At 51.1% G+C, this 25,259-nt stretch carries 25 protein-coding genes; 5 read left to right on the plus strand and 20 right to left on the minus strand.

All coding sequences use genetic code 11. The annotated features are described in order from the left end of the window. Both P2G88_RS10400 and P2G88_RS10405 read left to right on the plus strand, forming a co-directional pair. A complete protein-coding gene (locus P2G88_RS10400) occupies window positions 1-2,244 on the plus strand; it encodes an alpha-ketoacid dehydrogenase subunit alpha/beta (protein WP_275795796.1) in 2,244 nt (747 codons plus the stop codon). Then, window positions 2,244-3,281: an ACP S-malonyltransferase gene (locus P2G88_RS10405; protein ID WP_275795797.1), complete on the plus strand. Its 1,038-nt coding sequence runs from the start codon at window positions 2,244-2,246 to the stop codon at window positions 3,279-3,281. The genes P2G88_RS10400 and P2G88_RS10405 overlap by 1 nt, the downstream gene beginning before the upstream one ends. A gap of 8 nt (window positions 3,282-3,289) precedes the next feature. Here P2G88_RS10405 and P2G88_RS10410 read toward each other — a convergent pair whose 3' ends face one another. The 8 genes from P2G88_RS10410 to P2G88_RS10445 form a co-directional block, all read right to left on the minus strand. Further along, window positions 3,290-4,345, minus strand: coding sequence for a peptidase M42 (locus P2G88_RS10410; protein WP_275795798.1), 1,056 nt, complete (start codon window positions 4,343-4,345; stop codon window positions 3,290-3,292). Between the two features lie 133 nt (window positions 4,346-4,478). Then, a complete protein-coding gene (locus P2G88_RS10415) occupies window positions 4,479-5,405 on the minus strand; it encodes a chemotaxis protein CheV (protein ID WP_275795799.1) in 927 nt (308 codons plus the stop codon). A 146-nt stretch (window positions 5,406-5,551) separates the two neighbouring features. Further along, on the minus strand, window positions 5,552-6,358 hold the full coding sequence (locus tag P2G88_RS10420; protein ID WP_275795800.1) for a DUF1338 domain-containing protein: 807 nt from the start codon (window positions 6,356-6,358) through the stop codon (window positions 5,552-5,554). A gap of 227 nt (window positions 6,359-6,585) precedes the next feature. Continuing rightward, window positions 6,586-8,055: a succinylglutamate-semialdehyde dehydrogenase gene (gene astD / locus P2G88_RS10425; RefSeq protein ID WP_275795801.1), complete on the minus strand. Its 1,470-nt coding sequence runs from the start codon at window positions 8,053-8,055 to the stop codon at window positions 6,586-6,588. A gap of 2 nt (window positions 8,056-8,057) precedes the next feature. After that, complete coding sequence (gene astA, locus P2G88_RS10430) at window positions 8,058-9,083, minus strand: arginine N-succinyltransferase (protein ID WP_275795802.1); 1,026 nt, start codon at window positions 9,081-9,083, stop codon at window positions 8,058-8,060. Between the two features lie 27 nt (window positions 9,084-9,110). Continuing rightward, window positions 9,111-10,316: an aspartate aminotransferase family protein gene (locus P2G88_RS10435; RefSeq protein ID WP_275795803.1), complete on the minus strand. Its 1,206-nt coding sequence runs from the start codon at window positions 10,314-10,316 to the stop codon at window positions 9,111-9,113. A 271-nt stretch (window positions 10,317-10,587) separates the two neighbouring features. After that, window positions 10,588-11,739 (minus strand): HDOD domain-containing protein, encoded by a 1,152-nt coding sequence (locus P2G88_RS10440; protein WP_275795804.1) that lies wholly within the window; start codon window positions 11,737-11,739, stop codon window positions 10,588-10,590. Window positions 11,740-11,862: 123 nt separating this feature from the next. Next, a complete protein-coding gene (locus P2G88_RS10445) occupies window positions 11,863-12,471 on the minus strand; it encodes an aminodeoxychorismate/anthranilate synthase component II (protein ID WP_275795805.1) in 609 nt (202 codons plus the stop codon). Between the two features lie 128 nt (window positions 12,472-12,599). On the opposite strand from P2G88_RS10445, the gene P2G88_RS10450 reads away from it, so the two are divergent. Continuing rightward, complete coding sequence (locus P2G88_RS10450) at window positions 12,600-13,310, plus strand: hypothetical protein (protein WP_275795806.1); 711 nt, start codon at window positions 12,600-12,602, stop codon at window positions 13,308-13,310. A 6-nt stretch (window positions 13,311-13,316) separates the two neighbouring features. On the opposite strand, the gene trpS is transcribed toward P2G88_RS10450, so the two are convergent. Together trpS and rpe are read right to left on the minus strand one after the other, a co-directional pair. Continuing rightward, window positions 13,317-14,321 (minus strand): tryptophan--tRNA ligase, encoded by a 1,005-nt coding sequence (trpS, locus tag P2G88_RS10455; protein ID WP_275795807.1) that lies wholly within the window; start codon window positions 14,319-14,321, stop codon window positions 13,317-13,319. 17 nt (window positions 14,322-14,338) lie between these two features. Continuing rightward, window positions 14,339-15,019: a ribulose-phosphate 3-epimerase gene (gene rpe, locus P2G88_RS10460; RefSeq protein WP_275795808.1), complete on the minus strand. Its 681-nt coding sequence runs from the start codon at window positions 15,017-15,019 to the stop codon at window positions 14,339-14,341. A gap of 284 nt (window positions 15,020-15,303) precedes the next feature. Between rpe and P2G88_RS10465 the strand changes: the two genes are divergently transcribed. Continuing rightward, complete coding sequence (locus P2G88_RS10465) at window positions 15,304-15,984, plus strand: TorF family putative porin (protein WP_275795809.1); 681 nt, start codon at window positions 15,304-15,306, stop codon at window positions 15,982-15,984. On the opposite strand, the gene P2G88_RS10470 is transcribed toward P2G88_RS10465, so the two are convergent. Then, window positions 15,981-16,256 (minus strand): hypothetical protein, encoded by a 276-nt coding sequence (locus P2G88_RS10470; protein ID WP_275795810.1) that lies wholly within the window; start codon window positions 16,254-16,256, stop codon window positions 15,981-15,983. The genes P2G88_RS10465 and P2G88_RS10470 overlap by 4 nt on opposite strands. A gap of 162 nt (window positions 16,257-16,418) precedes the next feature. Here P2G88_RS10470 and P2G88_RS10475 point away from each other — a divergent pair, with 162 nt between their 5' ends. Continuing rightward, window positions 16,419-16,616, plus strand: a complete 198-nt coding sequence (locus tag P2G88_RS10475) for a DUF2970 domain-containing protein (protein WP_275795811.1) — start codon at window positions 16,419-16,421, stop codon at window positions 16,614-16,616. Here P2G88_RS10475 and P2G88_RS10480 read toward each other — a convergent pair. The 9 genes from P2G88_RS10480 to pilM all read right to left on the minus strand — a co-directional run bounded on the left by P2G88_RS10480 (window position 16,613) and on the right by pilM (window position 25,236). Then, complete coding sequence (locus P2G88_RS10480) at window positions 16,613-17,428, minus strand: Dam family site-specific DNA-(adenine-N6)-methyltransferase (protein ID WP_275795812.1); 816 nt, start codon at window positions 17,426-17,428, stop codon at window positions 16,613-16,615. The two genes, P2G88_RS10475 and P2G88_RS10480, sit on opposite strands and share 4 nt — an antisense overlap. A gap of 57 nt (window positions 17,429-17,485) precedes the next feature. Beyond that, window positions 17,486-18,895 carry a hypothetical protein gene (locus tag P2G88_RS10485; protein ID WP_275795813.1) on the minus strand — a complete coding sequence of 470 codons (1,410 nt, stop codon included), beginning with the start codon at window positions 18,893-18,895 and terminating at the stop codon, window positions 17,486-17,488. An 8-nt stretch (window positions 18,896-18,903) separates the two neighbouring features. Continuing rightward, window positions 18,904-19,977 (minus strand): 3-dehydroquinate synthase, encoded by a 1,074-nt coding sequence (gene aroB / locus P2G88_RS10490; RefSeq protein ID WP_275795814.1) that lies wholly within the window; start codon window positions 19,975-19,977, stop codon window positions 18,904-18,906. 23 nt (window positions 19,978-20,000) lie between these two features. Beyond that, complete coding sequence (gene aroK, locus P2G88_RS10495; protein WP_275795815.1) at window positions 20,001-20,516, minus strand: shikimate kinase AroK; 516 nt, start codon at window positions 20,514-20,516, stop codon at window positions 20,001-20,003. Between the two features lie 201 nt (window positions 20,517-20,717). Then, window positions 20,718-22,475 (minus strand): type IV pilus secretin PilQ family protein, encoded by a 1,758-nt coding sequence (locus P2G88_RS10500; protein ID WP_275795816.1) that lies wholly within the window; start codon window positions 22,473-22,475, stop codon window positions 20,718-20,720. Next, entirely contained in the window at window positions 22,468-23,007 is a 540-nt protein-coding gene (locus tag P2G88_RS10505) for a pilus assembly protein PilP (RefSeq protein WP_275795817.1), read from the minus strand. The genes P2G88_RS10500 and P2G88_RS10505 overlap by 8 nt, the downstream gene beginning before the upstream one ends. Continuing rightward, window positions 23,004-23,612 carry a type 4a pilus biogenesis protein PilO gene (locus P2G88_RS10510; protein ID WP_275795818.1) on the minus strand — a complete coding sequence of 203 codons (609 nt, stop codon included), beginning with the start codon at window positions 23,610-23,612 and terminating at the stop codon, window positions 23,004-23,006. Before P2G88_RS10510 ends, P2G88_RS10505 begins: the two co-directional genes overlap by 4 nt. After that, the gene (locus P2G88_RS10515; RefSeq protein ID WP_275795819.1) at window positions 23,612-24,190 is read right to left on the minus strand and encodes a PilN domain-containing protein; all 579 of its coding nucleotides are present in this window, start codon (window positions 24,188-24,190) and stop codon (window positions 23,612-23,614) included. Before P2G88_RS10515 ends, P2G88_RS10510 begins: the two co-directional genes overlap by 1 nt. Then, window positions 24,178-25,236, minus strand: coding sequence for a type IV pilus assembly protein PilM (gene pilM, locus P2G88_RS10520; RefSeq protein WP_275795820.1), 1,059 nt, complete (start codon window positions 25,234-25,236; stop codon window positions 24,178-24,180). Before pilM ends, P2G88_RS10515 begins: the two co-directional genes overlap by 13 nt. Window positions 25,237-25,259: the final 23 nt, after the last annotated feature.

Consider the following 25,259-nt stretch of genomic DNA (forward strand, 5'->3'; position numbering starts at 1 on the left):
ATGCTGGATAGGAATGCTATCGTCAAGGACGCACTGATCCGTGCGCTGCAATCGGGTGAGTTGCCACATTCGCCTGTGCAGGTCAGCCTAGCGCAAGCGGGAATGACTGCCGAACAATTGGTGGATCTGTTTGAAACACAGGTGATGAGCCGTCATCTGGACTTACAATCCAGGTTGATGCAAAAGCAGGGACAAAGCTTTTACACCATCGGCAGTGCCGGCCATGAGGGCAATGCCGCCTGCGCCGCGGCGCTACGCATGGATGATATGGCCTTTTTGCACTATCGCAGCGGCGCCTTTGCCATCCAGCGCTCCAAGCAAAAGCCTGGCTCCACGCCCTTGTACGATATGCTGCTGTCTTTTGCTGCCTCGGCCGAAGATCCTATTTCAGGTGGCCGTCACAAGGTGATTGGCAGCAAAGATCTGTATATTCCGCCACAAACCAGCACTATTGCTTCCCATCTGCCCAAGGCTGCCGGTGCCGCCTATAGCATTGCCCTGGCGGCCAAACTTGGGGTAGAGGCGCAACTTAAGAAAGACAGTATTGTGGTGTGCAGTTTTGGCGATGCTTCAGCCAACCACTCCACCGCCCAAGGCGCCATTAATGCGGCTGCCTGGACGGCGTATCAGTCCATCCCCATGCCGGTACTCTTTATCTGTGAAGATAATGGTATCGGCATTTCTACTTCCACGCCCACCGGCTGGATCCAGGCCAATTTCGCCAATCGCGCCGGCCTGGCCTATCGCTATTGCGATGGTTTGAATTTATTAGATACCTATCGCGCGGTCTCGGAAGCGGCCCACTATGTACGCACCCGACGTATGCCCCTGTTTTTGCATATGAAGGTGGTACGCCTGCTCGGGCATGCCGGCTCCGATTCCGAGTTTGCCTATCGCAAGCTTGAGTCTATCGAAGCGGCCGAGCGCCAGGACCCGCTGCATTACAGCGCCCGCTTGCTATTGGATAACGGCATTATGGATGCTGATGAAATCATCCGTCTGTACCAGGATGTGGAGCAGCGCGTAGCGCATATTGCTCAGGTGGCGGCCAGCCGTCCGCGCCTGCAAACGGCCGAGCAAATCATAGCTTCCGTGGTGCCGCCCAAAAAGGAGCTAACCAACAGACTCTTAGATGAAGACAAACGTGACGCGTTGTTTGCCCATGAGAAGCATAATCTGGGTAAACCACAGCATCTGGCCAAACTGATCAACTGGGCCTTGATGGATTTGATGGCCCAGCATCAGGAAATTGTGATGTGCGGCGAAGATATCGGTCGCAAGGGCGGGGTATACAACGTTACCGCCAAGCTAAGTGAAAAATTCGGCACGCCCAGGGTGATCAACACGCTGCTGGATGAACAATCTATCCTCGGATTGGCAATAGGCATGGCTCACAATGGCCTGCTGCCCATTCCGGAAATCCAGTTTTTGGCTTATGTGCATAACGCCGAAGACCAAATCCGTGGTGAAGCGGCCACCCTGCCATTTTTCTCCAAAGGCCAGTACACCAACCCCATGGTCATCCGTATCGCCGGTTTAGCCTATCAAAAGGGCTTTGGCGGGCACTTCCACAACGACAACTCGTTTACGGTGTTCCGTGATATTCCCGGACTAATTTTAGCCTGTCCGTCCAATGGCGCCGATGCGGTCTCCATGCTGCGTGAATGCGTACGCCTGGCCCGTGAAGAACAACGTCTGGTGGTGTTTTTGGAGCCAATCGCCCTGTATATGAAAAAAGACCTGCATGAAGATGGCGATAATCTGTGGTCCTTCGAGTATCTGCCCCCGGCACAGAATCAACCTGTGGCATTGGGCGAACTGGGTGTATACGGCGAGGGTAAGGATCTTTGCATTCTCACCTACGGCAATGGCTACTATCTTAGCCGTCAGGCCGAAAAACAGCTTAAAGAACAGGGCATTAACTGCAAAGTGCTGGACCTGCGCTGGCTGGCGCCGTTGAACGAGGCCGGTATTGCCGAACAGACCGCAGGCTATGACAAGGTACTGATTGTGGATGAATGCCGTTATAGCGGCTCCGTCAGTGAAGCCTTGGTGACCATCGTCACCGAAGCCCGGCAAGCCCAGGGGCAGCCGGTGCCGCAGATTCGCCGCATCACCGCCGAAGACAGCTTTATTCCGCTGGGCAGCGCCAGCTATGCGGTACTGCCCGATAAGGAAGAAATCGTCGAAGCCGCTCTTACCCTGGTAAGGGGCGATCAGCAAGCCGTCAGGGAGGCAAGCTAATGAGCAAACAACGTGTAGTGGTGGTTTGCCCCGGCCGAGGCACCTACAACAAGGAAGAACTTGGCTATTTTCGTCGTCACCATAGCGACAAAGGCCGCATTCTGGATGTGATTGATACCTTAAGGCACCAGCAAGGTCAGATGCCCATTGCAGAACTGGATGCCATGGCCCAATACCAGATGAAACTGCATACCGCCGGTGAAAATGCCTCAGCCCTGATCTATGCCTGTGCCAGGGGAGACTTCGAAGCCATCGATCGTAAAAAATATGAAATTGTGGCGGTGACCGGCAATTCCATGGGCTGGTATATCGCCCTGGCGGTAGCTGGTGCCTTGGGCGATGAGCAGGCCATCGAGCTTATCAACGGTATGGGCACACTGATGGGAGAAAACCTGATTGGTGGCCAGCTTATCTATCCCCTGTTTGATGAAAACTGGCGGGAAGATGCAGCCATGCGCGCCATGGTGATGCAGCACATGGCCGAAGTGAATGAGCAGGAAGGGGCCGAAGTTTATCCCTCTATCTTCCTTGGCGCTTACTTGGTGATTGGCGGTAATAACGCCGGCTTAAAAGCGCTGGAAGCCAAATTACCCAGGCTGCAGGATACCTATCCCATGCGCTTGTTTAATCATGGTGCTTTTCATACCCCACTGTTGACCGATATTGCCGCCAAGGCCAGAACCATGCTGGGTAAATCGCTGTTTGCTAAACCCAGCCTGCCGATGATTGACGGTCAGGGAAGGATTTGGCAACCCCATAGCACCAACCTCGATGCGCTTTATCAGTACACCCTGGATACCCAGGTGGTGGCGCCTTATGACTATGGCAAAGCCATAGAAGTGAGTATTAAGGAATTTGCGCCGGATAAGCTGATTATTCTCGGACCGGGTGCCACCTTAGGCGGCGCCACGGCACAGTGTCTGATCCGTCATCGTTGGCAGGATCTGTCCAGCAAGGCAGATTTCATTGCCCGCCAGAAAAGCGACCCGCTGATCCTGGCCATGGGCATGGCTGACCAGCGCGCGCTCGCCGTGTAGGCCGTCTATCAGACGGCCTCACCCACCTTTTTCAGTACTTTAAGGAAAGCCTGGCAGGAGGCAATGGAAGCCGTTTCTTCCATGGTGTGATAGCCGGTGGTGGGGATCTGTAAGGTGGAGCCTGTGACCATACCGTTGGAGGCCGCCACAATACGTCCCATCTCGGTACTGCCATAGGATTGCGGCTCTTGCCCCTGAGCCTTTAACAGCTCATTTTTCTGGTCGATAAACTTGTCTTTATAGCTGTAGCGAATACCGCCCTCTTCACAGATTTGTTTCAGCTGCTCGGTCAGACCCGGATCAAACATGGCATTGGCGTCCCGGTTCCTGAGCACCAGATGCTGCTTATCGGCCTCCTGACGATCAGGATAGGGGCTGGTATCCACCACAATCAGCTTGTTAGTAGTGCTGCCGAAACGTCGGAACCATTCCAGTAAATAGCGCCAGCTTTTGCCTGCCTCTTCCTGTGCAGTAAAAAAGGCCGTGCCCTGGAATCCCTGACTGAATAAATGCACTAAAAACGCCGCCGTCAGCACGTTGTCCAGTTGCCCACTGATGGTGTCTTCGCCCACTGCCAGGCGATCGGCAAAAGCTACCGGGGTGCCGGCCACCAAGTGTTCCATCCCTTCGAGTTTAAAGATCAGGTTGTTCCGACGCTCGCAGACATAAGTACTGGCAATCTGACCTTTGCCCCGATAGGCGCCGGACCAGGGTTCATAGGCCATCACCGGGGTGGCGTCGAATCTGTCTACGATCTTGGCCATCAGCTGTTCCGATACTGAATTGCCAAGCAAATCGGAACGATTACCGGCCACAAAGGCGGCATATTGGAATTCATTGGGGCCGGTACAAATCAGGCCATGGCGGTCGATGTGCGCAGAGAACATGGCGCTATGGGGCTGATTGCCCTGTGCCACCAATAGTCCCTCATACCAGGTAACGTTGGCACCGCGCTCCTCCAGCTCACGTTGCAACACGCGAAAAAAGGCATGCTCTGCGCCAACCACAGAAGGCTCGCGGATAAGGATTTTCAGCAGGTCAAAAACTTCATTAATTTCAGACATGGGCACAACGTTGGCAGCAAAGGTTGATAACTAGCTTATACCATGTCTTTTGATTTATTGACCACTGCTGCGAAGCTATCAAGCATAACAATGCCGACGATAAGCGTCGGCATTGTAAAATCCAAAGCATGAATCAGTTAGTCGACATCCACTTGCGTACCGCCGAAGCCAGCTCGTCGGGATGGAACTTGGCAATAAACTGATCGGCCCCCACTTTTCTGACCATGGCTTCGTTAAAGACACCGCTTAGGGAAGAGTGCAGCACAATATGCAGTTTGGATAACTCAGGATTTGCCTTTACCTTGGCGGTCAGCGTATAGCCGTCCATCTCTGGCATTTCGATATCGGAAATCAGCAACGGCACTTTTTGAGCGAAATCATCACCATACTCTTCGAGTTTCTCTTCCAGCCAATTCAAGGCCTGCCTGCCGTCATTGACCAGCACCACATTGACGCCAACCGAAGAGAGCGCCTTTTTGACCTGATTACGGGCCACAGAGGAATCGTCAGCCACCAGCACGGTCATCTCTGACAGATCCAGCTCGCGGGATTGGCTCTTCAGCTCTTCACTGACCTCTTCTTCTACCGGGGAAATTTCAGAGAAGACCTTTTCAACGTCTATTACTTGAACCAGTTTGTTGTCGACCTTAGTCACCGCGGTCAGATAGTGATTGGCACCAGCGCCTTTTGGTGGGGGCATGATCTGCTCCCAGTTAATATTGACGATACGATCAACGCCACCGACCAAAAAGCCCTGAGTAGTACGGTTATATTCTGTCACCAGAACAAAGGCGCTTTTCAAGTCTTCAATCCGCTTGCCGCCTGTGGCCTGACTGAGATCGATAACGGTAATAGGTACGCCGCGCAGATGAGCAATCCCTCTGACGCACTCACTGGCCCCTGGCATTTCCGTTAATTCAGGGCACTGCAACACTTCCCTTACCTTAAATACGTTGATGCCAAATGGTTGACTGCCAACCAATCGAAAAATCAGCAGCTCCAGGCGGTTCTGGCCGACGATGTTGGTGCGCTGATCTACAGAAGAAATTAGATTGCTCATTACCTGTCCTTCTCACGTCTATAGGTAAACAGTAGCAGTAACTACGTATCAATCTAAGTAGTCATATCAAAATATCAGCGAATAATTTGATAAATATAAAAAAAGCCCGCAGAGGCGGGCTTTTGAGCATGCTACAGGTCACCAGATTACATGGCGATATTGGCGTTAGTGCTCTCGAAAATCTTGTCCGCAGAAGCGGCAACGAAACCGGAGTAAAGCTTGCCGTTAGGCAGCGGGAAGCGCTGAGCAAACTCATAGAAGCAACTGGGGATAACCATGCTCTTGTCGCTGAATACCACTTCCATTTTGTCGGCCATGGTAGAAGACTGCGCCAAATGCACTTCCGGGCCACCTTTGATTTCGCCACCAGAGGTGTTGAGTTCAAAACCGGCTTCCTTGAGCTTGTCGTTGACTTCAGCCAGCATGGTGAAACGCTTCAGGTGGTTCAGGCTAACAGTAAAGTGGTTAGCACGGAAACCCCAGGCAGATACCCAGGCAGCGTATTCAGATTCATTCAACAGAGTCTGATACTCGCTGCTGCTGACTTTCCAGTGGGTACCGGAATACAGGAAATCTTCCTTATTTACGGCGTCGGCAGGGACGGCGTCAACCATCTTAGCGATAATGGCCTGCACTTCTGGAGAAAATTCTTCCACCAGCAGTTCACTGATAAATACCTTGGGCTTGGTTTCATCGGCATGTTCGAAGTGCTTGGCTTTAAGCTTCTTCTGCTCAAAGTTGTATTGCCCCTTCTCTTCATAACCCAGAGCCAGGAAGTGGGCAGCCAGTTTATCCAGGCTCACTTTGTCCAGGTTGAAAGTACGGAAGGCAACGTGATCGTTGATCAACTCATTGCCGTCACCCAGCAATTGGTGAACCTTTTGAGCGGATGGAGTCATGGCAACGTAGTCTTGCCAAAGATTAGAAAACAGGGTCTCAACATTAGTGTGCATGATGCTTCTTACTCAGTCCTACAGATTGAAAAACGTAAATTCACTGCTCACCTGCGCCAGGCGCTAAACCAGCGGCGGCGCATTATACAGAAATATCGAACAAAAAACAGACAATTTTAATATTGTCAGCGACAGTATAAACAGCTTGTCCTGAAACCGTTTTGACACAGATCAGCAAGGGCAAGCACAAGTGAAAACGGCAGCCAGGCTGCCGTTTTTTATGCCGTTTAAAACGTCAGCCCCGGGCTTAAGCTGGCAGGCATTTCCAGCTTGTCCAATTCCACTGACGCCACCGGATACGCACAGTAATCCGCCGCGTAGTAAGCACTGGCACGGTGGTTACCGCTTTCGCCCACACCACCAAATGGTGCAGCACTGCTGGCACCGGTAATAGGTCGGTTCCAGTTTACGATACCGGCACGAATACGGCGGTAGAAGTGCTGATAAAGCCCTTCGTCATCAGACAACAAACCGGCAGACAGACCAAACACGGTGTTGTTAGCTTCTTGAATAGCCGCATCGAAATCGTCAAAGCGAATGACTTTCAAAAGCGGACCAAAATGCTCTTCATCCGGCAGGCTGTCCAGGATATTAGTGACATCCACAATACCCGGGGTGACGAAACCGCTTTCCACATCCAGGTGGGTCATTTCCACCAGTGAGGTGGCGCCCAGATCCAGTAGCATCTTCTGCGCCGCGACCATGCCTTGGGCTGCGCGAGCAGAGATCATGGCCCCCATAAAAGGCTGCGGCTGAGCGTCATAATCACCCACTTTGATTTGACGGGTAACATCGATCAGCCTGGACAGAATCGCGTCGCCTTGTGGGCCGTTCTCGATGAAAAGGCGTCTGGAACAGGTGCAACGCTGGCCAGAGGTTACGAAAGCAGATTGCACAATGTCATGCACCGCGGCATCCACATCAGCCACGTCTTTGACGATCAGCGGGTTGTTGCCACCCATTTCCAGCGCCAGGATCTTGCCTGGGTGACCGCCGAACTGTTCATGCAGCAACTTGCCGGTGCGAGAGCTACCGGTAAAGAAGAGGCCATCAATGTCGGCGTTGCCGGCAAGGGCTTTACCGGTTTCCACTTCACCTTGAACCAGGTTGAGAACGCCAGTCGGAATACCCGCCTTTTCCCACAGTTCTACTGTCTTTTGTGCAACCAGGGGAGTCAATTCACTGGGCTTAAAGATAACTGTGTTACCGGCCAGTAAGGCGGGGACGATATGACCATTGGGCAAATGTCCCGGGAAGTTATAGGGACCAAAGACCGCCACCACACCGTGAGGCTTGTGACGGATAAAGGCTTTACCCGCAGGCATTGGGTTTTCCACCGTGCCGGTACGCTCATGGTAGGCGCGCTCGGAAATGCCCACTTTGCCAATCATGGCGGCTACTTCGGTCGCGGTTTCCCACAGAGGTTTACCGGTTTCCCTGGCAATCACCAGGGCCAGTTCTTCTTTGTGCTCACCCAGCAATTCGGCAAAGCGCTTAACGATAGTCAGGCGTGCTTCAAAGCCCATATCCGCCCAGGCAATGGCAGCATCACGTGCAGCCTGGACCGCAGCCTTAACTTGTTCCGGGGTGGCCGACTTAGCCTGCCAAATCACTTGTTTTTTGGCTGGGTCAACCGAGGTCATGTCATGGCCATGGCCTTCGTGCCAAACGCCATTAATAAATTGTGCTTTAGTCATTGTTACTCCTTAAGCTTCAAGGGAGCGAAACGTACCATATCCCCTTCACCAATCTGCAGGGCGTCCAGCGCTTCTTGTGAGAGAACCGCACGCTGTTCATCTTCCACTTTCACTTTGGTGAGCACCCCGCGGAAGCCGCTGAGCCTGGTGTTGATTACTATATGCAAGGTGCCGCCTTCGGTATCTCCCACAGCAGCGGGAAGCCTGTTACTGGCTTCTACTGTACGAATATGGTGCAAGTTGGCTTCTACCGTGGGGCCAGCGTCGAAAATATCCACATAACCGCGGTTAGTGAAACCTTCTGATTGCAGCAGGCGCAGTGCAGGCTTGGTCTTTTCATGCACCTTACCGATCACGGCTTGCGCTTCTTTGCTCAGCAAACTCACATAAATGGGATGCTTGGGCATCAGTTCGGCGATGAACACCTTCTGACCAATACCCGTCAGGTAATCAGCCGTGGGGAAATCCATGGAGAAGAAATGTTCTTCAAGCCACTGCCAGAAGGGAGAATTACCATTCTCGTCTGAGACGCCGCGCATTTCGGCAATCACTGTTTCTGAAAAACGCTGGGCATGCTCGGCCAGGAACAAGAAACGGAACTTGGACAGAAATCTGCCGTTATTGCCTTTTCTTGCCCTCTCTCGCAGGAACAGCGTACAGATCTCAGTGACACCGGTGTAATCGTTACAGAACGTCAGGATATCTACCAGGTTATAGATATTCAATTCCCGCGAGGCATGCGCTACTTTGCCCACATGGTAATGATAGAAAGCATCATCCAGACCGACAGCAGCCTGGATACCGCTGGTTCCCACCACTTCTCTTGTGCTGGCATCCTCCATCACAAAGAGGTAACTCTCCTCACCAGGTTTATCCACATCGCTGGCAAAAGACTGCTCCGAACGAGCAATCTTATTGCGCAACAGGTCGTCGTTGACCGGTAAGGAAGTAAATCCGATACCCGATTCAACGGCAATATCATGCAGCGACGCAAAGTCACTGGCTTGGATTGGGCGAATAACCATCATGGTCGCTTACTCCGGCTAAAAAACGGCTTAGCCGTTAACAACTTTGGCTACGGCACGCTCAAAACGAGCCAGACCTTCCTTGATGTCCTCATCAGGAATGATCAGTGATGGTGCGAAACGTACAACGTTGGCACCGGCGATCAGCACCATCAGGTGTTCTGCAGTGGAGGCCACCAGGAAATCACGGGAGCGTCCCTGGTAGTTGTCATTCAGCACGGCGCCCAACAACAGGCCCTTACCACGTACTTCACTGAATACATTGTATTTGGCGTTGATCGCCATCAATCCGTCACGGAACAATTGCTCTTTATGCTTCACGCCTTCCAGGACTTCGGGGCTGTTAATGATGTCCAGCACCTTTTCAGCAACCGCACAGGCCAGAGGGTTACCGCCGTAAGTACTGCCGTGAGTACCGACTTTAAGGCTGGCAGCGATATCTTTAGTGGTCAGCATGGCACCGATAGGAAAACCGCCACCCAGGGCCTTGGCCGTGGTCAGGATATCTGGGGTGACACCCAGCCCCATATAGGCATACAGATGACCAGTACGGCCGACGCCGGCTTGCACTTCATCAAAAATCAGCAGGGCATTGTGTTTGTCACACAGCTCGCGTACGCCTTTTACGAACTCTGGGGTGGGACTGATAATGCCGCCCTCACCTTGCAGAGGCTCCATCATCACCGCACAGGTGTTATCGGAAATCAGCGCTTCGAGGCTGGCCAGATCATTGTAGGAAGCGTGTTCAACAGCACCTGGCTTAGGGCCAAAACCATCAGAATAGGCAGCCTGTCCACCGACAGTAACGGTAAAGAACGTACGGCCATGGAAACCTTGCTTGAAGGAGATAATCTGGTTTTTATGCTCACCGTAATGATCCAGAGCCCAGCGACGCGCCAGTTTCAGTGCAGCTTCGTTGGCTTCGGCACCAGAGTTGGCAAAGTAAACGCGATCGGCGAAGGTCAGATCGGTCAGCTTCTTGGCCAGGCGTAAGGCGGGCTCATTGGTAAAGACGTTGCTCAAATGCCACAGCTTTTCACCCTGCTCTTTGAGTACGTTCACCAGTTCCGGGTGACAGTGACCCAACGCATTAACGGCAATACCGCCAGCGAAATCCACATATTCAGTACCTTCCTGGTCCCATACTCTGGATCCTTTCCCGCGCACTGGCACCATCGCCGCGGGGTTGTAGTTGGGCACCATGACTTCATCAAATAGCTCACGGGTAACATTCATGTTCTTTACCTCTTATCTTTACTTGTAGGGCCAATCAGGCTGGCGAAAAATGCCGTCATTATTCCAGAAAAACGGCCTGCTGTCTTGCAGATGAAGCGCCGCAGAGCCTTTATTGATAAGGGATTTGCTAGATTTGCAGCATTAGTGAATAACTATGGGCACGCTATTCAACCATAGCCTGATTCCGCCGCCTTGGAGAGACATTTACCGCAAACCAAATGGCCTGAATGAATATGTAAAAAAATCTTTGCCGAAAAGTGACGAAGTTGGCTTACTCTTCGTCAAAAGTTAGGTTGAGGCGACGCAAATCCGCATGTTTAAGCGCGGTCAGGGCGCCGGGAGGCATATGGAAAGCGCGCAGATAATCCTTTGCTTCTTCAATGGTGATCTGATGCAAAGCCTTAGCCATGCTGTATTTGCTAAATGCAGCGCCTTGCAACAAGGTCTTTGCCAACGGCGACATGTCTTTGAATGGCGTATTGATGGCGACTTCTTCCATGGCAGCGGCCACAGGCAGCCGCTTAAAGTCCATGCGCCGGATTAATCGGCTACTGACTTCTGTTGAGTACTTATCATACACCTCTGCCAAGTGCGCACCTGAAGGCTGCAATTCCCTCAACGCACTGTGCTCCTCTTTCATGCGTTCATTGTGTGCTTCCTGCAATGCATCCCGCTGTACCTCATCGAACAACTTGAAATACAGGCGGGTCAGCACAATCTTGCCGGCTTCATGAAACATACCGAGGGTAAAGGCATGACTTGGCTCTATCTCGACCACCTCAGCAATAGCTTTACAGGCTAATGCACTGGCTAAGGCATGGTCCCAAAGGCGCGTTTTGATATGCGGATAAGGGTCGGTAATCTGCGGCAACCAACGGCGAAACGCCAGAGAGGGGATCACTATCTTTAGGTTGTCGATGCCCATAAATCCCAGCGCCATGCGCAGGCTTTCTACCGGTATAACTTTGCCCTTGGCATCGGTTTTTCGGTATTTGGGCATATTGATCATTTTGATCAAATCCGCCTGCAGCCAAGGCACTGTTGTGGCCACAGGTTCAAGACGCCCCAAAGAGCAGGCCTTTACCGTAAGGAGGTCCAGGACTTCGCATAGATTGTTATCGGCACCAAGACGGCTGTACAGCAGTTCCAAATCTGGCAACAGCTGTTCCAAACGCACAATAATCTCAGCATTAACCTGTTCCAACAAGCTATCCAGAAAGGATTGGTAAGACCGCTGATTCAGCTCCTTGTCACGCATAGCCATTTTTTCTACACGCAGCAACTCCCTGCCATCCAGGTGACTGGGGGGTTTGTAGACATTGGCTTCAGGTTGGTCAGTTGCCGAAGCAGTATTTTCCAACCCGATCAGTAATCCGGTAAAGCGTCTGTCTATGGATCTTACGGTGTCGGAATTGATGGACATGCAGCTATTCTATTGATTGTTATTCTTGTTTTATCGGGTTTCAGTCGAAATGGTAAAGGAATTTTCAGTAATTCGAGAGTTTTTTCGGCTATTTTGCGCCTTTCTCCCTCAACTCGGACCAGATTAGCCTGCCATACTCCGCTTTTTCCACTGCTCGCCTAAGCGTAAATAATTGCCAAGGATCTGATGGCCGGACGCTGTAAGCACAGATTCTGGATGAAACTGCACACCCCAAAGCGGCATGCTCTTATGGGCAATGCCCATGATGCTGGTGTTACCCGGTTCATCGTTAACCCACGCGGTCACATTCAGCTCTTGTGGCAAACTGCTCGGACACAGCAGCAGGGAATGATAACGCGTGGCCACAAAAGGCAGATCAACACCTTCGAATAAATCTTTTGCCAAATGATGCACCTCTGAGGTTTTGCCGTGCATTACTTTTCTGGCCCTGACCACTTTTGCTCCCAGTACCTGTCCGATGGCCTGATGCCCCAAACACACCCCCAAAATGGGGATACGGCCCCTGAAATGGGCAATGGCAGAAAGACTGATGCCGGCATCATCGGGGGTGCAGGGACCGGGAGATATCACCAGAAAGTCCGGAGCAAGTCGTTCAATATCCTCAAGACCTAAAGCGTCATTGCGGACCACCTTTACCTCTTGGCCTAACTCACTGAAATAACGGGCCAGGTTATGGGTAAAGGAATCGTAATTGTCGATTAACAAAAGCATTTTCTAAATATAACTCTGGCAAATAACACAAACTGATAAAAAGCTATCACAAACAGATACAGACACATGCTGTTAGCGCCGCAGTACAATATCCTGGCGAGAATTTGCTCGTCCTGTGAGTATCAAAAATGCACTGCCTTATTGCCAAGCGCTATTTTCTCTATTTCAACGTTACGCTGCTGATGATCATAACCCTGCTATCCGGATGCCAAAGCACCGCTACCATGGCTGTCGAAAGCACCATATCGTTGCAAGAGTTCAAAGTTCAGGGGGCGAACCCATATCGATGGGATGCACCGCTGTCTTTTGGCCAGTGGCAAACCCAGCACACCGACAGCGGCACCATAAGCGCAGCCCTGCCATTGTGGCAAGTAGAGTTGCGCGGCCATTACCAAAAGCGCACTCTGCAATTGGTCAACGGCACTGGCGGCGAATGCCGCGGGATGGGTGTTGAACTCTCTTACCGAGGCTGGTCGTTGGATCCTACCTTGGGCAATCTTCCAATTTTGCAATGTCGGTATAGCGGACCAACGCCCTTTCAATTCAGCTTAGAAGCCGATATGTGGGGCCGGTTGAATGGCAGCTTTAGCATTGAGGGAGTCACTTACCAAATCCGCTCAGAACATAGCTACGCCGGCAGTCCCTTTACCAGCCCCTATCCTCTTGGCTTTCATATCATTGCACAGGGCAACACAGTTTGGTCGATAGAGACCATGAATACCGGCAGGATATTGGTCTTGCAGAACCTACCGGTATCCCATCAAAACGCCCTGGCTGCTGTCAGCTTCGCTTTATTGCTGACAGACTTTGAAGCCATGGATGCCACCTTCGATTCTTAAAAGCAGTCAGGGGCGAGGAATAAAGCCCACCGCTTCGTATACATGGGCTAAGGTACGCGCAGCGCGCTCCTGGGCCTTTAATGCCCCTTCGTGCATTATGCGATTCATTTCGCCCTGATCCTGTCTAAGTGCCTGGTACTTGGCCTGAATAGGCTCTACCAAGGCCACCACGGCGTCGGCCACATCACCCTTTAGGTGGCCGTACATTTTACCCTCGTATTCAGGCACCAAAGATTCGATGCTTTTACCTGTGACACCAGAAAGTAAGGTGAGCAGATTAGATACTCCGGCTTTTTCCACCGGATCAAAATAGATTCGCGCCTGTTCATCAGAATCGGTTACTGCTTTTTTGATTTTCTTGGCAATCTTCTTGGGATCTTCCAACAAGCCCACAAAGTTATTGGGATTGTCGTCAGACTTGGACATCTTCTTGGTGGGTTCCTGCAAACTCATAATGCGGGCACCAAACTCCGGGATATAAGGCTCAGGCAGCGTAAAAATGTCACCGTAGAGGTTATTAAAGCGGGTAGCGATATCGCGGGTCAGTTCAAGATGCTGCTTTTGGTCTTCACCAACCGGCACCTGATTGGCCTGATACAAAAGAATGTCAGCTGCCTGCAACACCGGGTAACTATATAAGCCTACGTTGATATTACTGGCATGACGGGCAGATTTATCCTTGAACTGCGTCATACGGTTGAGCTCACCCATTTGGGTGTAGCAGTTCAATACCCAAGACAATTGGGCATGTTCCGGTACCTGTGACTGGATAAACAAAGTGCTTTTCTGCGGATCGATGCCACAAGCCAAGTACAGGGCAAGACCATCCAGCGTCGCTTCGTGCAGGGTTTTGGGGTCCTGGCGCACGGTGATGGCGTGCAGGTCCACCAGCATATACAGACAATCATGATCCTGCTGCATTGCAACCCATTGCTTGAGGGCGCCCATGTAATTACCTATGGTCAGTTGTCCAGATGGCTGGCAGCCGCTCAATACAATGGGTTTTGTCATGTTCTACTCTTCCCCTGCTATGGGTTTATCTTGGCCAGCGCTAACTCGGCGCGCATGGCGTTGATCACATCCGAATAATTCGGTTGATTAAAGATGGCGGAGCCGGCAACAAACATGTCGGCACCTGCTTCGGCGATGGCGCGAATATTATCGACTTTTACGCCCCCGTCAATTTCCAGCCGCACCGGGCGACCACTTTGCCTGATACGCTCTTTCACCAAAGTCAGTTTTTGCAGACTGGAAGGGATAAAGGCCTGCCCACCAAATCCGGGATTCACCGACATGATCAGCACGTAATCCAGCTGATCCAAGGTGTGATCCAAATAATGTAGTGGTGTGGCCGGATTCAGCACTAAGCCAGCCTGGCAGCCAGCTGCCTTAATCAGCTGTATAGAACGATCCACATGTAGAGACGCTTCAGGGTGGAAACTGATCATACTCGCGCCAGCCTGAGCAAAACGTTCAATTAAATCGTCCACCGGGCTGACCATCAGGTGCACATCAATGGGGGCTTGCACACCGTACTTTCTTAAAGCACTACAGATCATGGGACCGAACGTGAGGTTGGGTACATAGTGATTATCCATCACATCGAAATGCACCACATCGGCGCCAGCCGCCAATACCTTTTCAACGTCTTCACCTAACCTGGCGAAATCCGCCGATAAGATAGACGGCGCAATTAAATAAGGCTGCATCATTTCCCCCCGCAAAGATGCGTACAATACCCAAATTAACGTTGCAACAAAAGCGACCCGCTGCACCATCGCGGAGTGCAACGCGCCAGATTGGTGCAAATTTGTTCGAAAGGCCGGTTATCAGACCTCTGAAGAAACCCCACACCAAAGCAGCGAAGCAATTATTTATCATTAATTTTCAACATGTTATACGCGCACTCTGCTGATTAATGCGTACTTGGTTCAAACGGCACCAAGCTTGCTCTTGTACTCCAGCACACTTAAACAAAAATGGAGACGAGTAGATGAAGGCAAATCAGAAAAAACTGTTTCTCGGTGTCGCCCTGGGACTTTGCGCTGTAAGTTCATCGGCCATGGCTGAGGTCAGTGCAAACTTTGGTGTTACCAGTAACTATTTGTGGCGCGGTGTCACCCAAAGCGCTGACGGCCCTTCCGTTTCTGGCGGACTGGATTACAGCCATGAGAGTGGTTTCTATGCCGGTACCTGGCTTGGCAGCGTGGACTGGGGTAATGGCAACGGTTCAGAAGTGGACCTATATCTTGGCTACAGCGGCGAGTCTGAAGGCTTTGGCTACGACGTTGGCTATATCTACTACCACTATCCAGAAACAGAATATGATGATTCTGATTTTGGTGAAGTGTATTTTAACGGCTCTTTTGGCGACCTTGGCTTTGGCCTTGCGTACACAACCAACAGCGATGCCGATGATGATGCGCCCTTTGCAGATGGCGACCTTTACTACCACGTGAGCTATGGTTTTGCCCTGCCAGAAGACTACAGCCTGACCCTAACGTATGGCTACTACAGCTTTGATGTGGATGAGTCAGTCTATGGTGACTGGGACTATGGTCACTTCCAGGTTGATGTGGCCAAGGGCGATTTCACTTTCACAGTGTCCAAAGCCGATGAGGATTCCGGCGACGATGACACCAAGTTTGTGGTTAGCTGGGGTACCAGTTTCTAAGCATCTCTTTGAGTTAACCGCACTTCCACAACCGGCTTGAGGCAAATAGACTGTTTTTTGCGTCGAGCCTGGTTGTTCATTTTTGCCCCCAACGTATAATAGCCAAAAGGATTGGCAAGACATGGTTGGGTTATGGGCTTCAAAATAAAGGCAACATTGGCAATAGCCGCGTTGTCGCTGACCACGGCGATGACAGTATCATCTCCTGCTTTGGAAGAGGCGATCGCTTGCAGCTGTGCGCCGGATATTAGCTTCGATAAAGCCTTGCCCATTAGCCATCCCACAAACCTCTGTGCCCTTGAGCACTCTTCACATGTAAGTTGGGGATCGTGGTTCCGAGGCGCCAACGACAGTCATCAATTCCATTTCCTTGACCTTCTGGAGTTGCTCTCTCGTCAATCTGACGACGGTGCTCAGCCAGCGCATGGCGCTTGATGAAAAATAGCAGACCTTCCTGGTGGCAGGTCATTCAAAGCGTTCTGGCCAGCGCTTTTGGCGTGCAAAGCAAACAAAAGCACAGTGCCGACTTCTCTGCTAACCACTCTTTTATTCCCTACCTGATTACCGGTGTGATTTTTGTGGCGCTGTTTGTTCTCTCTCTTTTACTTTTCGTGCGCTGGATAGTCGGCTAAAACAAGGCCAGCAACTCATCTACTTTGGTTCGGCTGTGGCCCTTCTGGCTGATAAAGCGACCTACTTTAAGCTCTGTCAGCTTGGCCCCCTCATAGATCCTGCGCGTCAGGGCGGTATCATGATTGCTAATCAAGACCGGGATCTGCCGCTCTTGTGCAACTAACCTGGCCCATGTAGCCAGCGCTTCCTGATCGGCGAGGGAGAAGCCATTGGTCGTGTAGCTGGTGAAGTTTGCGGTACGACTGATAGGTGCATAGGGCGGATCGCAATAAATAACATCACCTGAGCGACACTGTGAAAAAACCTGTTCAAAAGGCAGACAAGTGAAGGTTGCCCGCTGCGCTTTTTCAGCGAAGCGGTAGAGTTCTGCTTCCGGGAAATAGGGTCTGCGGTAACGGCCAAAGGGGACATTGAACTTGCCGGTCAAATTGTATCGGCACAGACCGTTATACCCATGACGGTTAAGGTAAAGAAACAGCAGCGCTCGCTGATAGGGGTCTGTACTTTGATTGAACTGCTGACGCATTTCATAGTAGTGCCCGGATTCATTGGTATTTTCATTAAACAATTGCCGGGCATCACGCACATATTGGTCGGCTTGTTGCTGCAGGATCTGATACAGATTAATCAAATCAGGATTGATATCGTTCAGCCAGTAGTGCTCAAAGTGGGTATTAAGAAACACCGAGCCGGCGCCAACAAAAGGCTCAACCAGGCGATTGCCTGCTGGCAGTTTGGCGCGGATATCGTTGACTAACCCGAATTTTCCACCGGCCCACTTCAAAAAGGCGCGGCTCTTATTGTTATCCATTCAAGGTCACTACAGCCTGGGGAAGCGAGATTGTAACTGATAGCAAAGGCTTGGGCATTAATTAATGCCCGGCTGCTCGGCGATCTCCCGACGGATTTGCGCCAGGCTTTTGGCAAAGGGTTTCTCGGTTTTCAACGCCTCTGGTAGCTGCTCAAGCGCCGCTCTGGCAGCCTCCAGACTGGGATAGGCAGTATTTTTTAACAACACATGCCAAGGCCCACCATAGCGCTGCGTCTGGTAATGCCACACACCGCCATCAAGTCCCTGATTGCGGCTAAAGCTTTCGATAATCCTGGGGTCCTTAGCGGCCGAAAGCTGAATCAGATAGCCTTGTCCGGCAATGCTTAACAAGGTTTCTTCATCAAACGCATAAATCTTGGTTGGTGTTTCCGCTATTGGCGCATCTACGGATGGCGTGGTTTGTTGCACCGGTGGTTCGTTCGGCACAGTTTCCACTTCCGTTTTTGGCACAGGTGTAACCGCTTCAGGCACGTTATCTGTCATCACCTCAGCTATTGGTTCAGCCTTCACAGTGGTTTTCCCGGGCGTGGTCGCCTGTTGTTCCATCTGCTTCACTTCTTGTGCCCAATCCGTTACCAAGGCGTTATCTGACTCGCTCACCTGCTCTTGATGATCTGTATTGTCATTGGTAGCCAGCGACTCTGCTTCAATAGAGTCGGCTACTTCAGGCTCTTGCGCTATCGGCTTATCATCAGTGGGCTTAGCAGGCTCTAAAGGCTGCGCAGTGACCTCATCAATGACGGGCGCTTGCAAGGCCAATAACTCCGGATGCTTCCACCATAACAATCCCGCAAAGGTTGCCAGAAAAACTAACGCAACAGCCAGTTTTAGCCATGGATTAGAAAGTGGGTTGTTAGAACCGTTACTTCGCTGTTCACGTTCGGCCAGGCGTACGCTGAATGCCTGACGCTTTTGCGCGAGCATAACTTCCAGTTCGGACATATCTTCGATGGCAGCGGCAGGCTCTTGTGGGAACAGATATACCGGCTGCCTGGGACCTTTGAACCGAGCTTTTAACTTTTCTGCCCAGTCTTTGCCACCAGATAAAACAACATTGATACGACGCTCCTCATCCACCTGACCAAGCCAGCTCCAAAGCTCATCAATAAAACTGTTGGACAGATTCTCGGCTCCGCTGACGGCAATCAGAGTTGGTTGCTCGCTGTGTTCGAGCAAAGAGGGCAACAGTTCATCGAGGGATAGGCCGAAATCGGCTCTCACCGGCCCCACTAACTGACGTATTAACTGCTGACGATAGGCGGCATCTTCATTGCCTGATGCGGCTTTGATAAAAGCCACGTTCATACTTTCATCAAGCCCAGCGATAAATTGACTGAGAAAAGCCGATGCCCGGGACGCATTTTCGGCACCAAGCACAACCATACCAGAGGTAAAGCTGGTCAAATGTCGCAGACGCTTTTGTAGCTCGATAAACGCCCCTTGCACCTTTTCTCCTAGGAGGCGTCTAGCAGTTTACGTAAAAGCGCCTCATCAACCTGATCAGTGACCACTGCCGTGCCGATGTCGTTGGGGATAACGAAACGGATTTTGTTGGCCTGGACCTTTTTGTCTAATTGCATGTGCTGCATAAAGGCCTGGTAACCCATCCCTTTTGGCGGCGCGGTCGGAAGACCAAAAGCTGCCAACAGAGCTCTGATGCGACAAACATCTGACGCCGGCATCCAGTTTTTATGCTGCGCAACTAATGATGCAAGAACAATACCGGCCGAGACGGCTTCGCCATGCAGCCACTGTCCGTAGCCCATTTCCGCCTCAATGGCATGGCCAAAAGTATGTCCCAGGTTTAGTAGCGCGCGGATACCGGACTCCCGCTCATCCTGGGCCACAATCTCTGCTTTGATTTCGCAGCAGCGCCGAATCATCTGCTGCAGCAGGCTCTGCTGCTTGTCAGCGATACCTTGTTGATTAGCCTCCAGCCAGTCAAAGAAGTCTTTGTCGTAGATAATGCCGTACTTAATGACTTCTGCCATGCCTGCCGCGAATTCACGCTTGGGCAGACTGCTGAGGGAGAGGGTATCAATAATGACGGCGTTAGGCTGATAAAACGCCCCAATCATATTCTTACCCAGTGGATGGTTAACCGCGGTTTTTCCGCCCACAGAAGAGTCCACTTGCGATAACAAGGTGGTCGGTACTTGGATAAAAGGAATACCGCGCTGATAACAAGCCGCCACAAAACCGGTGAGATCGCCGATCACACCACCGCCCAAAGCAATCAGGGTAGTGTCCCTGGCCGCGCGTAATTCCAGTAGTCGCGCAATAACAGACTCAAAGCTTTTCAGGGTTTTATATTGCTCGCCATCGGGTAATACGATTTTTTCCACCTGAAATTCAGATAGCGTATCAGTGACGACTGCGCCAAACAGGATATCCACCACCTGATTGGTAATTATAATGACTTTATTGCCCTTGATATGAGCACGGAAGGCTTCCGGGTCGCGCAGCAGGTTGGCGCTGATATGGATAGGATAACTGCGCTCTGCCAGATCAACCATCAAGCTGGACATAAGCGCAGTTCCTCTATGCAGGTTTAAAGACCGATTTTATCGATGATTTGGCTGGCAACTGAACGCGCACTTTGGTCGTCAGTCTGCACCACGTAATCCGCAACTTCCTCATAAAGAGGATTGCGAGACTCTGCCAGTTCGCGCAGTACTTTTTCCGGATCTTTGTTTTGCAGCAAGGGGCGACGTTTGTCACGCTGAGTACGAGCAACCTGCTTATCGATATTGGTCTGCAAATAAACCACGATACCTCTGGCTGCCAGACGATTACGTACGTTCTTGCTGATCACCGAGCCGCCGCCTGTGGCTAATACAATACCTTGTTTTTCGGTCAGATCATTGATGACATCTTCCTCGCGCTGACGGAATCCTTCCTCGCCTTCGATGTCAAATACCCAGGCGATATCGGCACCAGTACGACGCTCGATTTCCTGATCGGAGTCATAGAATTCCAAATGAAGTTCGTCTGCAAGGTGTTTACCGATGGTGCTTTTGCCTGCACCCATGGGACCCACTAGAAAGATATTACGTTTTTCTGCCATCTTTGTTTATGTCACAACTAAAAAACGGTTAAAGAGTGACGGTGATAGACGTTCCAGGTGAAAAACCCTGTTTGCGGAACGTTTCACTGCGACTCCAAAATAAACTCAACCCCCGGTCGAATTCCAAGGGCGCGATTATCTCAGTTAAATTGACAAAGATGCAAGTCTTTGCGCCCCAGAAAGGGGCGCGAAGATCAGAGATTACAGGGCTTCGGTCATGATCCTGGGGGTAACGAATATCAGCAATTCCCGCTTTTCGTTGAGTTTGCTGGTGTTCTTGAACAAGTTGCCCACAAGCGGCAGATCTCCAAACAGCGGCACCTTGCTGACGGCATCGGTGAGATTCTGTTGGAAAATACCACCTAAAACCACGGTTTCGCCATTCTCTACCAAGACTTGGGTGGAGATTTCCTGAGTATCGATAGCCACAGCAGGGCCGGTAGAGGTGTTAACCGTATCTCCGCGTGTATCCTGAGTTACCACCAAATCCAGAATAATACGGTTGTCAGGAGTGATATGTGGCGTCACTTTCAAACTCAGTACCGCTTTCTTGAATTCTACCGAGGTAGCACCACTGGAGGTCGCCTGCACATAAGGGATTTCAGTACCTTGCTCGATGTAGGCTTCATGCTGGTTAGCCACCGTGATACGCGGACTGGCAATGATCTCGCCTTTGTTTTCCTGCTCCAAAGCAGAAAGTTCCAGATCAAGAATGGTGCCATCTGCGAGCTTGGCGATATTAAAGCCAATGCGGCCAGCATTGGTTCCGGCGACCGGCAGGTTGACGTTCAATCGATCAGAAAGAGCGGGAATAGTGCCACCCGCAATCTGCTCCGCACCCTGCAATGAACCAGATACACCAGTGTCATCTTGCAAGTCACTGAAACCCCAACGTACACCCAATTGCTCATCCACGTTGTCACGCACGGTAACCATACGTGATTCGATCAGCACCTGCTTAATAGGAATATCCAGCTTTTTGACCATTTCTTTGGCTTCCTGGATAGACTCACGAGTATCCCGGACCAGCAGAGCGTTGGTTCTACCGTCCACCGTGACCGTACCGCGGGTACTCAGGATACCGCCGTCGCCGGATTTAAGGATGGTGGCCATTTCACTGGCTTTTGCGTAGTTAATCTGAATAGTCTCAGAAATAAGCGGCGATAATTCTGCCACTTGTTGCTTAGACTGCAGACGCTGCGTCTCCCTTGCAGCCATTTCCTCGGCTGGCGCCACTAACAGAATGTTGCCCTCCATGCGCTTATCCAACCCTTTTATCTTAAGGATCATGCCAAGAGCTTGATCCCAGGGCACATCGGATAGGCTGATAGTGACATTGCCGGTCACGGTATCGGTCGTGACCAGATTAAAGCCGTTGATTTGAGCGATCACCTGCAGTACCTGGCGCACAGGGACATCCTGAAAATCCAGAGAAACCGGCGCACCACTGTAATTGGCAGCGGCTTCTTGGTCGCCAGCGCTCTTAGCTTCCAATTCCACCACCAAGCTATTGCCAGATACCTGATGGCGGAGACTGACCGCTTCAGATGTGGCAATTTGCACTCTGGCACCATCGGCGTCCTGGAAAGTCTCCAACCACTTCACCGGCGTGGTAAAATCGGTCACGTCCAGCTTATACAGCTGTTCATCGCCCAGCTTGGTCCCAGGCAACAACAGTTGCACCCCCAGGCTGTTCTCGGCAATAGCCCGGTCAAACCCATCCTGATTGAAGGTGAAAATGGCTTTGGCGCCATGTTCACCGCTTCGGTGGAACTGAATATCCTGCAGTTCATAGGTAAATACCCTTGCCGGTTTGGCATCCGGGTCGACCAATTCCATGTCCTGGGCTTGCACAGGCATCAAACGTCCAGCCAGCACGATTGCCAAAGTAGCCATCAGCCAAGGCAAATGCCTGTGCCGCCTGTTGAGTTTTTTGTTGAAAATAAAGCGTTCAGACATTGTTTTCATCTCCTGCCTGTGAAGCGATTGTCAGGGAGCTCGGCTTTTCCTGCCAGCAACCCGTACCATCAGGCAATAATTCGACTATGGCGACCTTGCCGTCCTGAATGGATGTGATTTTTCCAAAAAAGAGTCCCATATGGTCGCCTCTTCTGGCTTTGTGCAAACTGCCGTCATTGGCTTGAATCATGGCCCAAACAGACTGACCACTTTTGAAAAATCCCTTGATGCTAAGCGCATCCAGTCCATATCGCTCAAGAGGCTGTTTCTGCCTGGAAAAATCCGGCTGTAAACAGTTGGCTTTGGACACCTGAGTGGCTTCAGGGAGTAATCCCTTTGGCCGCTGGAAGGGGCTTCGTTGCTCCTCCCCCTTATAGCGAAAAGCTGGAATTGGTTTGAACTCTGGATAAGGTTCGATAACAACCTGTGCATTTTGCTGAACCTCGGCAATATGCTGCTGCAGATCATCCATCTGCGCATGACATCCTGCCAGACTCAAAACGGACAACAAGAACGGAAGCCTGATTTTCATTTACCAGCCTCCCCTAAACCTGCAGTAGAAGTGCGATAGGTCCTGGCTTGCAGACTCATTTTCAGACCATTGCCATCATTGACCATATCGAAGTCATGCACGGTCACAATACGGGGCAAAGCGGCAACCTCAGACAAGAAATGCCCGAATTCATGGTAGTTTCCACTGACTTCCATCTGAATAGGCAGCTCAGTGTAAAACTCCTTGGGAATTTCTCGCTGCCAATTCAGCAACTTGAAATTTAGACCGGCCGTGGTGCCCACCAAGGTGATATCGTCCAGTAAGCCGGGCGTTTCATTGCTGGTCGGTAATGACTTCAACATAGAGCTGAAATCCTCTTTAATTCTGGCCAGTTGCGCCTCATAGGCGGGCAGATTCACAGCAATCCGGTATTTTACTTCGTAACTTTGCTTTAACTCGATTTCTTGTGCTTTGGCAGTTTCGAGCATCGGTAATTTGTCACTGATCAGCAGGTAATAACCCAGCACCGCTACCGCAATGGCGGCTACAAATGCCACCACCACTTTGACTTCGAAAGGCCATATGGCGACCTGTTCGAAATCCAGTTCCTTCATTTCCTTTAATTTTGCGGGATCGAACTTCATTACTTCACTCCCATCGTTGCCAGGATCTCAGGAGCGACCATGGGGCTGATACTAAAATTCAGTTTAAACTCACTGACAGCGTCGCTTTTGGTGGTATCTGCCACGATAGAAGACAGCTCTCCTGGTCCAAATACCCTGGAAGTCTCTAGCCGACGCATAAAATCAGCCAATCTGTTGTTGGACTCGCTTACCCCAAGCACTTCCACTCGATTGCCTTTACGACTGAGGCTACGGAATGCAATACCCGGCGGTACAATATTGGCCAACTCATCGAGGACCTGAGGCGCAACGTTGCGGTTGGTTTGCAACTGCTCGATCAACGCCATGCGCTGCTCAACCTGGGTTTTCTGTTCCTTAATTTCTTTGATTCTGCCGATTTGGGCATCGAGCTGAGCAATATGCTGTTCTAAAAACGCATTTCGCTGGCGCTGATTATCAATCAGGCCGTCCACTACAGTGGACGCAATCCAAGTCAGCGCCAGGGCGAAAAGGGCGACAGCCACCAAAACAACAACATATTCGTTCTTTTGCTGTTGGCGCCTGACTTCACGCCATGGGAGCAGGTTTATATGTGCCATGATTCAAAACTCCTGCTGGCCAATCCTGCGGCAATGGCTAACTGCGGTGCTACCTGTTGCAAGCTCTCCTGATTAATCTGATCGCTGACTTGCATCTGAGCAAAAGGATTGAATACCACCACATCCATCGACAACTCTTGTTCTAAGTCAGCGGCTATACCACTGATAGCTGCGCCCCCACCGGCTAATAACAATTGCTGTGGGCGCTCGCGTCCGGTTGACGTCACATACATTTGTAAAGCGCGCGTCATTTGTTGTTGCAGGTTAGCCAGAAAGATGGGCCAATTTTGCTGGCGCCAGCCTTCTGGTAGCGTATTGGCTAACAGCTGTTTTTCAACCTCCGCGGGCTCCATGCCGTAGACCAGGGCCAAGTCACGGACCAGGCTATCGAGACCGAAGTTATGCTCTTTGCTGTAGATGACCTTGTTGTCCTCCACGGCCGTGAATTGCAGTTGGCTGCCACCGATACTGATACAGCAAACGGTCGATTCTTCGGCAAACTGCATCAACGCCGTGCCCAGCGAATAAACTTCAACGTCGACGACTTTGGGCTCCAGCTCCAGTTCACGCATCAGCGTAACGCGACCGTCGACGATGTCTTTGTGGGCTGCACTAAGCAACACATCCACTTTGCCTGCATGGGATTTACTGTCACCTAACTCTTCAAAGTCGAGATAAACCTCATCCAAGGGATAAGGAATAAGGCTATCTGCCTCTACCTCAATCTGGCTTTCGAGTTCGTGATCGGACTGGTCCGGGTCCATAAACACCATTTTGGTAATAACCGAGGTACCAGATATGGCGATAGCGGCATTTTTGCATTTTTTCTTCAGGCTTAACTTGGCCTTACGAATAGCATTGCTCACCGCATCGAAATCTTTTATCTCGCGATCGGCAAAGGCATTCCCCGAGATTGGCTCGCAGGCGTATGCTTCTAATTTGAATCTATCGCCGGACTTGCTAAGCAACACCGCTTTTACATAGCGGGTGCCGATATCTAGCCCCAGAAGCGGCGTTGTTCTTTTACTGAACAATTTATCAAGCACAGTAGTGTCCTGGTTCTTGTGAT

This window comes from Aliiglaciecola sp. CAU 1673 (genome assembly GCF_029223185.1).
Classification (GTDB): Bacteria; Pseudomonadota; Gammaproteobacteria; order Enterobacterales; family Alteromonadaceae; genus Bowmanella.